This window comes from Paraburkholderia sp. (genome assembly GCF_024281035.1).
Lineage (GTDB): Bacteria > Pseudomonadota > Gammaproteobacteria > Burkholderiales > Burkholderiaceae > Paraburkholderia.
Genome location: NZ_JAMXLH010000071.1, coordinates 12,895 through 27,668 on the forward strand (window position 1 = coordinate 12,895; position 14,774 = coordinate 27,668).

General features: G+C 62.4%; 12 protein-coding genes. 9 read left to right on the forward strand and 3 right to left on the reverse strand.

Annotated elements, in window-relative coordinates; translation table 11 throughout:
- Nucleotides 1-572: 572 nt before the first annotated feature.
- A complete protein-coding gene (locus Q0L30_RS23110; protein ID WP_296661981.1) occupies nt 573-2,150 on the forward strand; it encodes an inorganic phosphate transporter in 1,578 nt (525 codons plus the stop codon).
- On the opposite strand, the gene Q0L30_RS23115 is transcribed toward Q0L30_RS23110, so the two are convergent.
- Complete coding sequence (locus tag Q0L30_RS23115) at nt 2,112-3,302, reverse strand: DnaJ domain-containing protein (RefSeq protein ID WP_296661982.1); 1,191 nt, start codon at nt 3,300-3,302, stop codon at nt 2,112-2,114. The genes Q0L30_RS23110 and Q0L30_RS23115 overlap by 39 nt on opposite strands.
- Nucleotides 3,303-3,749: 447 nt before the next feature.
- On the opposite strand from Q0L30_RS23115, the gene Q0L30_RS23120 reads away from it, so the two are divergent.
- From Q0L30_RS23120 to Q0L30_RS23130, 3 genes are all read left to right on the forward strand, one after another.
- A complete protein-coding gene (locus Q0L30_RS23120) occupies nt 3,750-4,157 on the forward strand; it encodes a PAS domain S-box protein (RefSeq protein WP_296661983.1) in 408 nt (135 codons plus the stop codon).
- Nucleotides 4,158-4,302: 145 nt separating this feature from the next.
- Nucleotides 4,303-4,701: a hypothetical protein gene (locus Q0L30_RS23125; RefSeq protein ID WP_296661984.1), complete on the forward strand. Its 399-nt coding sequence runs from the start codon at nt 4,303-4,305 to the stop codon at nt 4,699-4,701.
- 134 nt (nt 4,702-4,835) lie between these two features.
- The gene (locus tag Q0L30_RS23130) at nt 4,836-5,249 is read left to right on the forward strand and encodes a MarR family winged helix-turn-helix transcriptional regulator (RefSeq protein ID WP_296661985.1); all 414 of its coding nucleotides are present in this window, start codon (nt 4,836-4,838) and stop codon (nt 5,247-5,249) included.
- A gap of 55 nt (nt 5,250-5,304) precedes the next feature.
- Here Q0L30_RS23130 and Q0L30_RS23135 read toward each other — a convergent pair whose 3' ends face one another.
- Both Q0L30_RS23135 and Q0L30_RS23140 read right to left on the reverse strand, forming a co-directional pair.
- Entirely contained in the window at nt 5,305-5,724 is a 420-nt protein-coding gene (locus tag Q0L30_RS23135; protein WP_296661986.1) for a hypothetical protein, read from the reverse strand.
- A 126-nt stretch (nt 5,725-5,850) separates the two neighbouring features.
- Nucleotides 5,851-6,159 carry a DUF1840 domain-containing protein gene (locus Q0L30_RS23140; protein ID WP_296662006.1) on the reverse strand — a complete coding sequence of 103 codons (309 nt, stop codon included), beginning with the start codon at nt 6,157-6,159 and terminating at the stop codon, nt 5,851-5,853.
- Between the two features lie 1,050 nt (nt 6,160-7,209).
- On the opposite strand from Q0L30_RS23140, the gene Q0L30_RS23145 reads away from it, so the two are divergent.
- Genes Q0L30_RS23145 through Q0L30_RS23165 form a run of 5 tightly spaced genes read left to right on the forward strand, consistent with a single transcriptional unit; the run spans nt 7,210 to nt 14,750 of the window.
- Nucleotides 7,210-10,986, forward strand: a complete 3,777-nt coding sequence (locus Q0L30_RS23145; protein WP_296661987.1) for a nitrate reductase subunit alpha — start codon at nt 7,210-7,212, stop codon at nt 10,984-10,986.
- Nucleotides 10,983-12,506 (forward strand): nitrate reductase subunit beta, encoded by a 1,524-nt coding sequence (narH, locus tag Q0L30_RS23150; RefSeq protein WP_296661988.1) that lies wholly within the window; start codon nt 10,983-10,985, stop codon nt 12,504-12,506. The genes Q0L30_RS23145 and narH overlap by 4 nt, the downstream gene beginning before the upstream one ends.
- Before the next feature lies 1 nt (nt 12,507).
- Nucleotides 12,508-13,203, forward strand: a complete 696-nt coding sequence (gene narJ, locus Q0L30_RS23155; protein WP_296661989.1) for a nitrate reductase molybdenum cofactor assembly chaperone — start codon at nt 12,508-12,510, stop codon at nt 13,201-13,203.
- Nucleotides 13,204-13,246: 43 nt separating this feature from the next.
- On the forward strand, nt 13,247-13,930 hold the full coding sequence (narI, locus tag Q0L30_RS23160; RefSeq protein ID WP_296661990.1) for a respiratory nitrate reductase subunit gamma: 684 nt from the start codon (nt 13,247-13,249) through the stop codon (nt 13,928-13,930).
- 31 nt (nt 13,931-13,961) lie between these two features.
- Nucleotides 13,962-14,750: a peptidylprolyl isomerase gene (locus tag Q0L30_RS23165; protein WP_296661991.1), complete on the forward strand. Its 789-nt coding sequence runs from the start codon at nt 13,962-13,964 to the stop codon at nt 14,748-14,750.
- The last annotated feature ends 24 nt before the right edge of the window (nt 14,751-14,774 follow it).

A 14,774-nucleotide genomic window follows, 5' to 3' on the forward strand; every position in this document is an offset into this window, starting at 1 on the left:
CGTTCTCGTTCGCTTGCTCAACATGGGTCGCGCGCACTCGAAAAAATCGAAAAAACAATAAGTGAGATTCACAACCTTTCAACCGCGTAAGGTTGGGATATTTGGCTAACACCTCGTGGAAGGCTTTATTCCCGTCTACGAACACCATCAATCGGCCGCCGCGCGCATGTAGCGGAAGGTCCGGCTGCCCCGCGCCGTTACAGGTAGGCGCAACGCGGATTATGCGGCTACGCCTGAGGCGTGTTGCCGCAGAGCCGCCGCCCGCTCCGCGTCCGGCTTTCGCGACGCTCCGGCAGCGATGCAACCTTGATTCCCGCTCTGCGCGCGCTGCGCAACGCGACAGGCCTTGCATGACCGGGCAAGTCCATTGTCGGCCAGTGCGCAAAAGCACGTCCGCGCCGGACACCTGCGCGCCCCATTTGTGAGAAACTGGCGCGTTTTCACAGATCTCCCGGCCCGGCGGCTCAACTGCGTCCGCGCCCGTCGCGAAACTTTGCGAACGGTGCGCCGTGCCCTCGCGGTATAGCCAGGTATCCGCGCGACAAGCTCACGCCGTCCAACCGGGAACCACAATGCCGGACATAACCTATACCCAGCTGCGCCCCACGGGCCGACGCGGACTTGCCACCGGCCTGTTCGTCATGATCCTGGCGGCTGGCACGCTCTATGTTGTCCAGCATCTCGTCGTAGACTTGCGCGCCGTGCGCGAAAGCTCCGCACTCCCGTTTGTCCTCCTCGCGCTTGCCCTCGTCATCGCGCTCGGCTTCGAATTCGTGAACGGATTTCACGACACCGCGAACGCCGTCGCCACCGTCATCTATACGAACTCGCTCGATCCGCATCTCGCCGTGGTCTGGTCGGGCGCGTGGAATTTTCTCGGCGTGCTCGTTTCGAGCGGCGCCGTCGCGTTCGGCATCCTGCAGCTGCTGCCCGTCGAGCTGATCCTTCAGGTGGGCAGCCATGCGGGCTTCGCGATGGTCTTCGCGCTGCTCATCGCCGCGATCATCTGGAATCTCAGCACGTGGTATTTCGGCCTGCCCTCGTCCAGCTCGCACACGCTCGTGGGCTCGATCATCGGCGTGGGCATCATGAACCAGCTGATCAACGGCCCCTCCGGCACGAGCGGCGTCGACTGGAGCCAGGCGGGCGGCGTCGGCAAGGCGCTGCTGTTCTCGCCGGTCGTCGGCTTCCTGTTTTCGGGCCTGTTGTTCATCGTGCTGAAATTCCTTGTGCGCGCACCGAAGCTCTATAGGCAGCCGCAAGGCCAGGAGCCGCCGCCGTTCTGGATCCGCGCGCTGCTCGTGGCAACCTGCACCGGCGTATCGTTCGCGCACGGTTCGAACGACGGCCAGAAAGGCATGGGCCTCATCATGCTGATCCTGATCGGCGTGGTGCCGACGGCCTATGCACTCAACAAGGCCGTCACGCCTGCCGAAACCAGCACTTTCGTTGCGGTCGCGCGCCACGCATCCGCGACGCTCGGGCGATATACGCAAGACGCGCCGCCCGAGCACCCGCGCGCGGAAGTCGAAGCGTTTGTGCGCACGCATCAGCTCAAGCCCGCCACGCTGCCCGCGCTGCGCCAGCTCACCGACACCATCGCCGACCAGGTGAGCCGCTCGGGTTCGATGGCGGCCGTGCCGCAGTCGATGGTCGATAACGTGCGCAACAACATGTACGTGGCATCCGAGGCGATTCGCCTGATGGATAAAGCCAGAACACCCGCCTTCGCCCCGGAGGATGCAGCGACACTCGGCGCATTCCGCAAACAGATGGACCACGCAACCAAGTTCATTCCCACCTGGGTGAAAGTGGCCGTGGCGATTGCGCTCGGGCTCGGCACGATGGTGGGATGGAAGCGCATCGTCGTAACGGTGGGCGAAAAGATCGGCAAGCAGCACCTCACGTATGGGCAGGGCGCGTCGGCAGAAGCGGTCGCCATGCTCACCATCGGCATGGCCGACATGTACGGTCTGCCTGTCTCCACCACGCACGTCCTCGCCTCGGGCGTGGCCGGCACGATGGCCGCCAGCGGCTCCGGGCTCCAGTGGGCCACGGTGCGCAATCTGATCCTGGCCTGGGTGCTCACGCTGCCTGCGTCGATTGCGTTGTCAGCGGCCCTTTACTGGGTGTTCAGGCAGGTATTCTGAATCGCCGGGCCGGCGGGCGAGATCGTCCGCCATCCGCGCGCACAATGCGCCGACCGCGCTCGCGACAGGCACGCGCCACCCGATCGGTGCGGCCACATCGAAACCGAAGCGCAGCGCCGTCTGCGACGCGCCCGCCGGGCGCGCCCAGCACCGAAACGTCACGATATGCCGATGCGTACGCGCGGCGGCCCGCCGCCTGCGCGGCGACAGTCGCATGACTGCGCGAAGTTCGAGCGCGGAATCGTCCGGCGCGATTTCGCACGACTCGATCGACCACGCCACGCCGCTGCGTTCCTGACTGCGCAACGCAGCGAGCACGCGCTGCCATAACTGATCGGGCGGCAGCGGCACGATCCGTTCTTGCCCGGCGTGCTGCGCCCGATGCAGCGTGTAGAGCGCCCAGCCATTGCCGTAGACGAGCACCGCACCGCCCATCACGAGCGCCCATTGCAGCAGGCTCGCGAGCCACCGTACTTCGTTGTGGAGCGCAAACGGCGCGAACAGCATTGCGACGAGCTTGTGCGCGAGCAGATAGAGCGCGAAGAACACCGCGACAATCGCGCCGAAACTGAACAGCCAGACATAGCGCGGATCGTTGAGATGCACCCGCACGGCGCCATGTTGCTGCGGTGCGCCATCGATTGGATGCGCCGCATCCGCGATCACCTGATCGCGCAATTGCGCGGCCTGCACACGCCCACGGGCAGCCTGATCGTGCAGGCTCACGAGTTCCGTGAGCAAAGCATCGCGTTCGGCCTTCATGCGCAGCAGTTCGTCGAGGCCGCGTGCCTTTTCCATGTGCAGCGCACCCAGCTCTGCCCGCACGCGCTCACGTTGCGTCTGCAACTGCTGCAATGCAGCGTGCAGCGATTCGATCTGCTCGCGGCCCGCCGCCGCATGGCTCGACGGCGCTTCGTGATGCTCCGACCAGTAACGATCGAGCACCTCGCGCGCGTGCTTCATGTTCTTGAATTGCTCGTTGGCCCAGTGCTGCTGCGCGGGCGTCGAATGCCGCCACTTGTCGGGATGGAGAATCTGCGCGAGTTGCCGGTATTTACGCGTGATTTCGGCCGCAGACGCCCCCGGCTCCAGGTCGAGCCGATAGTAGAGCCGGTCATAATCGACCGGATGGCCTGGATCGCGATTCGCCATGGCCGCCGTCTTTCTTCAGTTGAATTGCCGTACGCTGAGGTTGAAGCAAATGCTTCAGTCACGGTAATCCACGTATCCGGGCGGCGCAAGGCTGCTTTATGCCTGTAAACCCCGGCCTGTAAACCCCGGCGTGCGAACCCCGGTGCGTGAAAACCGGCGCGCAACCAGGCCATTCACGACCGCGTTATTTTGCGCAGCCATCTGCTCGAAAACCGCGACGCCGTGCTGCAACTCGTGTCTGCGGAACACGCGGCGAAATTGCGGCGCCAATAGTGATCGAATACCGGCCGCAAAAGCCCGATATGTGCAAAATGCAAGCGAGGCTCAAGTCACCCTTCACCGGGCTGCGTGCGCATCGCCATATCGTAAACGCGGTATATACCAGCCTCCGCATGCGGGAAAATTGCGGATACACTCAAGTTTCCCAAACCCACTCCAAACCATCCCATGATCGCAGAATGGATTCTCGAACAGACGACCGACGCCCTCATTTACGCCGGTCGTGATGGAAAGATCGTCCGCTGGAACGCGGCAGCGAGCCACATGTTCGGCTTCAGCAAGGAAGAAGCGCTCGGCGCCAGTCTAGATCTCATCATTCCCGAACATCTGCGCGCACCGCACTGGAAGGGCTTCGATGCCGCCGTCGCGAGCGGCGTCACGCGGCTCGGCGGCCGTCCGACGCTCACGCGTGCGGCTCACAAGAATGGACAGAAGCTTTACGTGGAAATGTCCTTCGCAATCGTCAAGGACGACGACGCTCAGGTCATCGGTTCGGTGGCCATGGCGCGTGACGTGACCGAACGCGTGGAACGCGAACGCGCCGCGCGCGCGGCCGCACAAACGCAGGCGCAATAAGGTTGAACTGCCGACGTGCAGACAACGCGCGGCCGCACACCGTCATGGCTCCATGATTGAATCAACCGCCCACGTTGGCGGTCGATGAGCTTCGGGGAACCGAAGCCATGCTCGCGCGGTAGCGCGAGTCGTAGGGGGAGTCATCATGTTTCGGCAAGCCGGTGCGTTGCTCTGCATCGCCTGCGCGTGGTCGGCCGGCGCGGGCGCGTTCGCTCAATCCATTCACATCGAGTCGGGCAGCTACGGCGCCAACTGCGGCGCGCGCGAGGGCAATGTCACGCGCGATCTCGCTGCGCGCTGCAATACGCTCGTCACCTGCCGCTTTGCGATCTCGTCGGCAGCGAATGGTACAAACGCGGGTACAAGCGTGGGTACAAGCGCGGGCACAAACGCGGTTACAAACCAGCACAACTGCCCGGCCGATCTGGTCGCCGAATGGTCCTGCGGGCAAGGCATATTTCATCGTGCAATGGTCCGCAACGCATCGAGACACAACGGCACGCTCGTACTGACCTGCGTGCCGTCCACCGGCGCGGGCAAATGACCGGCACACTATGCCGCGCGCATTCGCCACAGACCGCGGGCCGCCAGCGTATATCACCCTGTGATAATCTTTTCGCTTCCGCGAATATCACCCTGTGACAATTTTTTTCGCTCAATCTCTGCAATGGATGGCCGATGAAAACATCCACGCACGAACTGACCAAATTGAATTTTGAGCAGCTCTCGGCGTTCCGGTATCAGATGAGACGCTTCGAGCGCTTCTCCGAACAGGCTGCCCAAGGCGAAGGCATCACGCCGCTTCAATATTTGCTGCTACTGCACATCAAGGGTTACCCGGGCCGCGAATGGGCGACGATCGGCGAGCTCGCCGAACGGCTCCAGGCACAGCATCACGGCGTGGTCGCATTGGTCTCGCGCTGCGAGGCGCTGCAACTGGTCGCGCGCAAGGTGAGCGACAAGGACCGGCGGCAAGTCGAAGTTCATTTGCTCGACGCGGGTGAACAAATTCTCGTTCGTCTCGCAGAAATGCACCGCGCCGAATTGCGCACACTCGAAGGCACATTCACGATTCCACAAATCGAGAAGTGAATGTCGCGCGCCCGCATCGCGCCGCATCGATAAAGATGTCGATCCGATTGCAGGATTAGACGGAAAGCCACAGGAAATTCACGTGCATGCCGCTGCCGCGCTCACCTGCGGGGGACGCATTCGGCGACGGCGCAAGCGCACCGCTCGTCAACCGTTCGCCGGGCCACGTCGCAAGCGTGAACGGCACACTGAACTGCGGATCGAACGGCGGCAGCAGGGCGACAACCGGCGGCGGGATGGGAACTTCGGTGCGATAGCGATCGGGGCCTTGTAGCGCGCGCAGGGTCCATTGAGTGCGTCGAACGCCAGGTTGAGTGCACGACGCACCGCAGCATTGAACACCGGCACCCTGCGTCGAGCACGCGTCTTGCGCATCGGCCTGCACGCAAGGCACTGCAAACAGGGCAACGGCAAACGCCGAAGCTGTCACCATCGCCATGACATCCGGATGGCTCGACACGCACCCTGAATTCACTGCGTCTCCTTTCCCGGGCCGGAACGCTCGCGTCATGACGTCCCGTGCGAAAGTGTCTTCCGGCATGGCGGCGCACGGCAGCGAGCGGACCACGCCGCCCATGCCGCGCCGCGCTGTCCTGCAGCGCTACAGTCCCCAGATGATGTCCGCGTGCACCGTGTCGGCCGCTCTCATCATGGTGATAAGGGGCCATGCACGCTGAGAGAGTTCGTTCGCGGCTGTGCGATTGCGACCGCGCGAATATTGCAGGGCGGATTCATGGCGTTCAGCGTCTGCAATTTCCGACTCCATGCGTTCTAGCGCATGATGTAGTTCGTCATGCAGAATAACGCCGCGCGTATCGAGCCGCCTGCCCATGAGTCCCAGCAGATATTGCGCGAGATCCCTGAGCATCACCACGTCAGGTGCGGCACGCGATTGAAACGTCACCAGCATAGTTGTTCTCCCCGGGCGCATAGCGTTTTTTCGCTGCCCGCCAACGGTGAAAAAGCCGGGGCCCAAGGTGGAACGGTCAAGCAGGTCGGCGCAGGTGCACATCCCTCGGGAATGCGCGCCATCCGTGCCAATCATGTCTGTATTCTGCGGCGAACCGCGTCGGATCTGGACGCCGCCCACCGTGGGCTTGCTTTTATTTTACGTCATGTTGTGATACGTTCAAGCCTATGCGCTACGAGCCTCATTGCAAATGCAATGCCTGATTTGCACAAGCGTTGCATAAACGGTGTATTAGCGCTGCGTTTCATGTGTGCGTCTTCCGCGCGTGTTGCGGTGGCGGGCTGGGAAGTTCGTCACACGCGGGTTCCGCCATCGTCACAAGATCGGTTCTTCAATCTTGCGGTGTTTGCGGCAGTGCGGCGAACCTGTCGCCCCGAAGCCGTCACGCGCAGGAGTCAAAATCTGGCGTGTGCACGTATAGTTCATATGTGAACATGACCTGATTCAGTACCGGTAGTCCGCGTATATTGGTGATCTGCATGCTGTCCTATTGTTTCGACACACGACACATGATTGCTTTTATTTCGACGATTTGTTCATTCCAGCCGAACCAACTATCGGATGAACAGCCGGGTAAACAGCAGGGTGAACAGCCTGGTCAACCGCCGAACCACCAAAGTTACGCGCGCCGCAAATTCCCTATGGCTTAGCCAATACTTCAACCTGAATAGTGCGATTCGGAGGGGACAGCATGAGCTGGCCGAAACGTCGCCGACTGGCGCGAACCCGCGCAAAAAGGCAGTGCAGCACGAATAGCACACGTAGCCAGCCTGATCGTATGGCAGTGTTGGATACGAATAGATGCGCAATGCGCTAGATTCTGATTTGAAGACCGGTACATCGCCAACGCGATATATCCGGGCGTGCGTATCGACAACGGGGGAATGCTCGCCCTTCGTGTTTCATTCACAGCCTTTACTTATTTCAGGTCTTCCCATTTAATAAGTACCTGCTTGAACGCGTAGCTCGAACGCGAAACCTGGAGATGCCATGAGTCATTTTCTGGATCGTCTGCGTTACTTCACTACGGCGCGCCCCCAATTTGCCGACGGCCACGGCGCCGTCACAGATGAAGACCGGCAATGGGAAGACGCATACCGCACGCGCTGGCAGCACGACAAAATTGTCCGTTCGACACACGGCGTCAATTGCACCGGTTCGTGCTCCTGGAAGATCTACGTGAAAGGCGGCATCGTCACGTGGGAAACGCAGCAGACGGACTATCCGCGCACGCGCCCCGACATGCCCAATCACGAGCCGCGCGGCTGCTCGCGCGGCGCGTCGTATTCGTGGTACCTCTACAGCGCGAATCGCCTCAAATATCCGCTCATGCGCAGCGCGCTCGTCAAGCTGTGGCGCGAGAAGCGCCGCACGCTCGATCCGGTAGCCGCGTGGCAAGCCATCGTCGACGACGATGAGGCGCGTAAAAGTTATCAAACGCGTCGCGGCCTTGGCGGGTTCGTGCGCGCCAATTGGGACGAGGCGCTCGAAATCATTGCCGCCGCGAATGTGCATACCATCAAGCGCCACGGCCCCGATCGCGTGATCGGCTTCTCGCCGATTCCCGCCATGTCGATGGTCTCGTATGCGGCGGGCTCGCGTTATCTCTCGCTCATCGGCGGCGTGTGCCTCTCGTTCTACGACTGGTATTGCGATCTGCCGCCCGCCTCGCCGCAAACGTGGGGCGAGCAGACCGACGTGCCCGAATCCGCCGACTGGTACAACTCAGCCTTCATCATCATGTGGGGGTCGAACGTGCCGCAAACGCGCACGCCCGACGCCCACTTCCTCGTCGAGTCGCGTTACCGCGGCACGAAGATCGTTTCCGTTTTCCCCGATTACGCCGAAGGCGCGAAATTCGGCGATATCTGGCTGCATCCGAAGCAAGGCACCGACGCGGCGCTCGCGCTGGCGATGGGACACGTGATCCTCAAGGAATTCCATCTCGCGGGCAAGAGCGCGTATTTCGCCGATTACTGCCGGCGCTTCACCGATATGCCGTGCCTCGTCACGCTCGTCGAACGCGATGGCCGGTATGTGCCCGACCGCTATCTGCGTGCGAGCGATTTCAGCGACGCGCTCGGCCAGGCGAACAATCCCGAATGGAAAACCGTAGCAATCGACTCGACAACGAACGCGTTCGTCGTGCCGGTCGGCTCGGTCGGTTTTCGCTGGGGCCAGCAGGAAGGCGGCGACCGCGGCAAGTGGAACCTGCGCGAAGAGACTTCCGAGGGCAACGCGTTCACACCGGCGCTGTCGCTCGTATCGGGTCATGACGATGTCGTCGACGTCGGCTTCCCCTACTTCGGCAATGTCGTGCATCCGCACTTCCCGCACACGGGACACGACTCGGTCCTGACGCGGCGCATCGGCGTGCGGCGCGTCGCGACACGCGAGGGCGAGCGCCTCGTCGCCACGGTCTACGACCTCTTCGTCGCGAACTATGGACTCGATCAGGGTCTGGGCGGCAAGGACGTCGCCAGGAGCTACGACGACGATGTGCCCTATACGCCCGCCTGGCAGGAAGCGATCACCGGCGTCAAGCGCGACGACGTCATCAACGTCGCACGGCAGTTCGCGGAAAACGCGGACAAGACCGAAGGGCGCTCGATGGTGATCATCGGCGCGGGCATCAATCACTGGTTCCACATGGATATGGCGTATCGCGCCATCATCAACATGCTCGTGATGTGCGGCTGCATCGGCAAGTCCGGCGGCGGCTGGTCGCATTACGTCGGCCAGGAGAAACTGCGGCCGCAAACAGGCTGGACCGCGCTCGCCTTCGCACTCGACTGGAACCGGCCGCCGCGCCACATGAACGGCACGTCGTTCTTCTACGCGCACACCGACCAGTGGCGCTACGATCCGATGAATCCCACCGATCTGCTCTCGCCGCTCGCCGATAAATCGGCGTACCACGGCCTGCCGATCGACTACAACGTGCGGGCCGAACGCATGGGCTGGCTGCCCTCGGCGCCGCAACTCATGAGCAATCCGCTCGATCTCGGCCGCTCGCTCGACGACCCGTCGAAGGCCGGCGCGGAAGTCGCGCGCCGCCTCAAGGACGGCAGTCTCCAGCTCGCCTGCGAAGACCCCGACAATCCGGTTGCTTTCCCGCGCAACATGTTCGTGTGGCGCTCGAATCTGCTCGGCTCATCGGGCAAGGGGCACGAGTATTTCCTGAAGCACCTGCTCGGCACGACGAACGGCGTGCAAGGCGAAGAAGTGACGAAACACGGGCTGCCGCGCCCCGATGAAATCACGTGGCACGAGGAAGCACCGCGCGGCAAGCTCGATCTGCTCGTCACGCTGGACTTCCGCATGTCGACGACATGCATGTATTCGGACATCGTGCTGCCCACGGCCACGTGGTACGAGAAGGACGACATGAACACGTCCGACATGCACCCGTTCATTCACCCGCTCTCGGCAGCCGTCGACCCGGCGTGGCAATCGCGCAGCGACTGGGAAATCTTCAAGGCCATCGCGAAGCGCTTCTCCGAAATGAGCAAGGGCCATCTCGGCGTCGAGCGCGACGTGGTGCTCGCGCCGATTGCGCACGATGCGCCCGGCGAGCTTGCGCAGCCGTTCGAGGTGAAGGACTGGAAGCGCGGCGAGTGCGAGCCGGTTCCGGGCAAGACGATGCCGTCCGTGATCACGATCGAGCGCCATTACCCCGAGACGTATCACCGTTTCACCTCGCTCGGCCCGCTGATGGACCAGCTCGGCAACGGCGGCAAGGGCATCAACTGGAACACGCAGTCGGAAGTCGACCATCTCGGCGACCTGAACTATCGTGCAGAGGCACCCGAAGCGGGCGACGCGCAGGGACGGCCGCGCATCGACACGGCTATCGACGCCGCCGAAGTCATTCTCTCGCTCGCACCGGAAACCAATGGCGCGGTCGCGATGAAGGCATGGCAGGCGCTTTCGTCCTTCACCGGCATCGACCACACGCATCTGGCCGAAGCGCGCGCCGACGAGAAAATCCGCTTTCGCGACATCCAGGCCCAGCCGCGCAAGATCATTTCGTCGCCGACGTGGAGCGGAATCGAATCGGAACACGTTTCGTACAACGCGGGTTACACGAACGTTCACGAACTGATTCCATGGCGCACGCTGAGCGGGCGGCAGCAGCTTTACCAGGATCACGCGTGGATGCGTGCATTCGGCGAGGAGTTGTGCGTCTACAAACCTCCGATCGACACCGGCAGCTACGAGAAGCTGTCCGGCGTGCGTTCGAACGGCAATCCGGAGATCGTGCTCAACTTCATTACGCCGCACCAGAAGTGGGGCATTCACAGCACGTACACCGACAATCTGCTGATGCTCACGCTCTCGCGCGGCGGGCCGATTGTCTGGATCTCGGAGAAGGACGCCGCGCAAATCGGCGTGGCCGATAACGACTGGATCGAGTGCTACAACGCGAACGGCGCGCTGTGCGCGCGCGCCGTGGTGAGCCAGCGCATTCCGCGCGGCATGGTGCTGATGTACCACGCCCAGGAAAAGATCGTGAACACGCCGGGCTCGGAGATCACCGGCACACGCGGCGGCATTCACAACTCGGTTACGCGCGTTGCGATCAAACCGACGCACATGATCGGCGGTTACGCACAGCTCTCATACGGTTTCAATTACTACGGCACAGTAGGCTCGAATCGCGACGAATTCCTCATCGTGCGCAAGATGAAGCGCGTCGACTGGCTCGACGAGGAAACGCCGGTCGACGCCATGCCGCAAGCACTTCGCCAGGGAGAGACCTCATGAAAGTCCGTGCACAGATTGCAATGGTGCTGAACCTCGACAAGTGCATCGGCTGCCACACGTGCTCCGTGACCTGCAAGAACGTCTGGACGAGCCGCGAGGGCATGGAATACGCGTGGTTCAACAACGTCGAGACGAAGCCCGGTATCGGCTATCCGAAGGATTGGGAAAACCAGGACCGCTGGCAAGGCGGCTGGGTGCGCAAACCGGGCGGCGATATCGAGCCGCGTCAGGGCAGCAAGTGGCGGCTGCTCGCAAAGATTTTTGCCAATCCGCATCTGCCCGAAATCGACGACTACTACGAGCCGTTCACCTTCGACTACGCCCATCTGCAGGAAGCGGGCCACACGAATGCGATGCCGGTCGCACGGCCGCGCTCGCTCGTGAGCGGCGAGCGCATGGAAAAGATCGAGTGGGGGCCGAACTGGGAAGAAATTCTCGGCGGCGAGTTCGAGAAACGCTCGAAGGACTATAACTTCGAGAACGTGCAAAAAGAGATCTACGGCGAGTTCGAAAACACCTTCATGATGTATCTGCCGCGGCTGTGCGAGCACTGCCTCAATCCCGCGTGCGTCGCTTCCTGCCCGTCCGGCTCGATCTACAAGCGCGAGGAAGACGGCATCGTGCTCATCGACCAGGACAAGTGCCGCGGCTGGCGCATGTGCGTCTCCGGCTGCCCGTACAAGAAGATCTATTTCAACTGGAAGAGCGGCAAGGCCGAGAAGTGCATCTTCTGCTATCCGCGTATCGAGGTGGGCCAGCCCACAGTGTGTTCCGAAACGTGTGTGGGGCGGATCCGCTACCTCGGCGTGCTGCTCTACGATGCCGACCGCATTCACGAAGCGGCAAGCGTCGAAAAAGAAACCGATCTCTACCAGGCGCAACTCGACGTGTTTCTCGATCCGTTCGATCCGGCCGTGATCGAACAGGCCACGCGCGACGGCGTTCCGCAGGCGTGGCTCGAAGGCGCGCGGCGCTCGCCGGTCTACAAGATGGCGGTTGACTGGAAGATCGCATTCCCGCTGCATCCAGAGTACCGCACGCTGCCGATGGTCTGGTACGTGCCGCCGCTCTCGCCGATCAACGCGGCGGCCAACAGCGGCGAACTCGGCATGAACGGCTGGCTGCCCGATGTCCACTCGCTGCGCATTCCGCTGCGCTATCTCGCGAACCTGCTGACCGCCGGCGACGAAAAACCCGTGCAGGTCGCGCTGGAGCGGCTGCTGGCCATGCGCGCATTCATGCGTGCGCGCCAGGTCGACCGCGTGGACGCACCGCAGGTGCTCGATCAGGTCGGGTTGTCGCTCGCGCAGGTCGAGGACATGTACCGCTATCTCGCGATCGCCAATTACGAGGACCGCTTCGTGATTCCGTCGACGCACCGTGAATACGCGGAAGATGCGTTCGATCTGCGCTCGTCGTGCGGCTTCACCTTCGGCAACGGCTGCTCGGACGGGCGCACCGAAGCCAGTCTCTTCGCACCGAAGACCGGGCGTCGCCAGATCCCGATCAAGGAGATCTGAGATGTTTGCAAGCCGTCCTCAACCCATGACCTACCGCCTGATCGCGACGCTCCTGGAGTACCCGGAGCCCGCGCTCATCGAAGCGCTCGACGAAGTCCGCGCGATGGTGCGCGACGAGCGCGCGTTCGGAGCCGAGGTGCGCGAGAAGCTGATACGCTTCATCGACTATCTCGGCTCACGCGAGTTGCTCGTGCTCCAGGAGAATTACGTCGCGCTGTTCGATCGCGGCCGCTCCACGTCGCTGCATCTGTTCGAACACGTGCACGGCGAATCGCGCGATCGCGGCCAGGCGATGATCGATCTGCTACAGATGTACGAGAAGCACGGCATGCTGCTGCGCCCCGGCCAGTTGCCCGATTATTTGCCCGTGTTCCTCGAATATCTGTCGATTCTCGATGCAGGCGAAGCGCACAAGCTGCTCGGCGAAACGGCGGAGATCCTGCAGTCGATCACGGCCGGGTTGAGCCGTCGCAACAGCCACTACGCTTATGTCATCGGTGCGCTGCTGCCGTTCGCGGGATTGGGCAAGACCGAGCTGCCCGAATTCGCGCACGACGACGACGCCGGCGCGCCGCACGACAAAGACGGGCTGCGCGCGCTCGACGCCGCGTGGGCCGACGAACCTGTGCAGTTCATGGGCGCCGGCCAGCCGGCCACCGCGCCCGTGGAATTTCACCCGCGGCGCACCACGCGCTGAATAACCCACCTTGCGCCAACCGCGCGCGCAGCGAGGAACAGTCATGGGCCAATATCTGCATCAGTTCCTGTTCGGCATCTATCCGTACATCTGCCTTGCGGTGCTGCTATTCGGCTCGCTTGCGCGCTTCGACCGCGAACAGTACACGTGGAAAAGCGACACGTCGCAGCTGCTGCGACGCGGCGCGTTGCGCATCGGCAGCAATCTCTTCCACTGGGGCGTGCTCGTCGTGGTGCTCGGGCACTTCGTCGGCTTTCTCGCGCCGCACTGGCTCACTGCGCCGTTCATGTCGGCGACGGTCCACCAGTTGCTCGCGATGGTCGCCGGCGGCATCGCCGGATCGTTTGCGATCGTCGGTCTCACGATCCTGATCTTCCGGCGCCTCGGCGACACACGCATTCGCCATAACAGCAAGGCCTCGGATATCGTCATCGTGTTAATGTTGTGGGCGCAGCTTGCGCTCGGCCTCGGGACCGTCGTGCTTTCCTCGCATCACATGGACGGCGCGATGTTCGAACAGCTCACCGATTACGTGAAGGGTGTCGTCACGTTCCGGCCGAATATTGCCGGTCTGCTCGACGGCGTGCCGCTCGTCTACCAGACGCACATCGCACTTGGCTTCACGATCTTCCTCGTCTCGCCCTTCACGCGCATGGTTCATATCTGGAGCGGCATCGCGTCGGTCGCGTATCTGATCCGGCCGTACCAGCTCGTGCGCAAGCGCTAAACACTTCAATCAGGAATCAAGGAACTTATCGATGGACGCAGCACCGCAGTCAGGCGCGGGCGAATTGCCCGCGCGCGTCAACGACGTGGAAATCAGCGCCGCGACAATCGACGCCGAAAGCAGCAACTATACGAATGCGCCCGATCCGGCGCTTGCGGCACGTCGTGCACTGGTGGTTCAGGAACTGCTGCGGCAGCGTGCCGCGGCGCTTGAATTGATCGCGCCCGACGGCACGCTCGACGACGACACGCTCGAAACGCTGCTTGGGCGCGAATTGCGCGTCCCCGAAGCCACGCGCGAGGACTGCGCGCGCTATTTCGAGCAGAACCCAGCACGTTTCGTACGCAACGAACTCGTATTTGCAAGCCACATTCTCTTCGCCGTGACTGAACGCGTGCCGGTTACGTTTCTGCGCCAGAAAGCCGAAGAAACCCTGCACCAGCTGCTGCACGCTCCCGACACGTTCGAGGCCGTTGCCCGCGAACTTTCCAACTGTCCGTCCTCGGGCGTCGGCGGCAGTCTCGGCCAGCTTGCGCGCGGCGACACGGTGCCCGAATTCGAGGCGGCACTGTTCGATTGCACCGACGTCGGCATTCTGCCGCATGTCGTGCGCACGCGCTTCGGCTTTCATCTCGTGCGCGTCGACCGCCGCGTGCCGGGCGTGCCCGTCTCGTTCGACGACGCAGCCGACGATATCGCGCGCTATCTGAGCGAGCGCGTGCGCAACAAGGCCATCCAGCAATACGTATCGATTCTTGCTTCTGAAGCTTCACTCGAGAATGCCGCGCTTGAAGCGGCAACCAGCCCACTCGTTCAATGAAGAACGTCAGGGCCTGTTCATATG

Excerpts from the sequence above, each read along its gene's own strand:
- Q0L30_RS23110 (WP_296661981.1), top strand. The coding sequence starts at position 573 with ATGCCGGACATAACCTATACCCAGCTGCGCCCCACGGGCCGACGCGGA.
- Q0L30_RS23115 (WP_296661982.1), bottom strand. The coding sequence starts at position 3,302 with ATGGCGAATCGCGATCCAGGCCATCCGGTCGATTATGACCGGCTCTAC.
- Q0L30_RS23120 (WP_296661983.1), top strand. The coding sequence starts at position 3,750 with ATGATCGCAGAATGGATTCTCGAACAGACGACCGACGCCCTCATTTAC.
- Q0L30_RS23125 (WP_296661984.1), top strand. The coding sequence starts at position 4,303 with ATGTTTCGGCAAGCCGGTGCGTTGCTCTGCATCGCCTGCGCGTGGTCG.
- Q0L30_RS23130 (WP_296661985.1), top strand. The coding sequence starts at position 4,836 with ATGAAAACATCCACGCACGAACTGACCAAATTGAATTTTGAGCAGCTC.
- Q0L30_RS23140 (WP_296662006.1), bottom strand. The coding sequence starts at position 6,159 with ATGCTGGTGACGTTTCAATCGCGTGCCGCACCTGACGTGGTGATGCTC.
- Q0L30_RS23145 (WP_296661987.1), top strand. The coding sequence starts at position 7,210 with ATGAGTCATTTTCTGGATCGTCTGCGTTACTTCACTACGGCGCGCCCC.
- narH (WP_296661988.1), top strand. The coding sequence starts at position 10,983 with ATGAAAGTCCGTGCACAGATTGCAATGGTGCTGAACCTCGACAAGTGC.
- narJ (WP_296661989.1), top strand. The coding sequence starts at position 12,508 with ATGTTTGCAAGCCGTCCTCAACCCATGACCTACCGCCTGATCGCGACG.
- narI (WP_296661990.1), top strand. The coding sequence starts at position 13,247 with ATGGGCCAATATCTGCATCAGTTCCTGTTCGGCATCTATCCGTACATC.
- Q0L30_RS23165 (WP_296661991.1), top strand. The coding sequence starts at position 13,962 with ATGGACGCAGCACCGCAGTCAGGCGCGGGCGAATTGCCCGCGCGCGTC.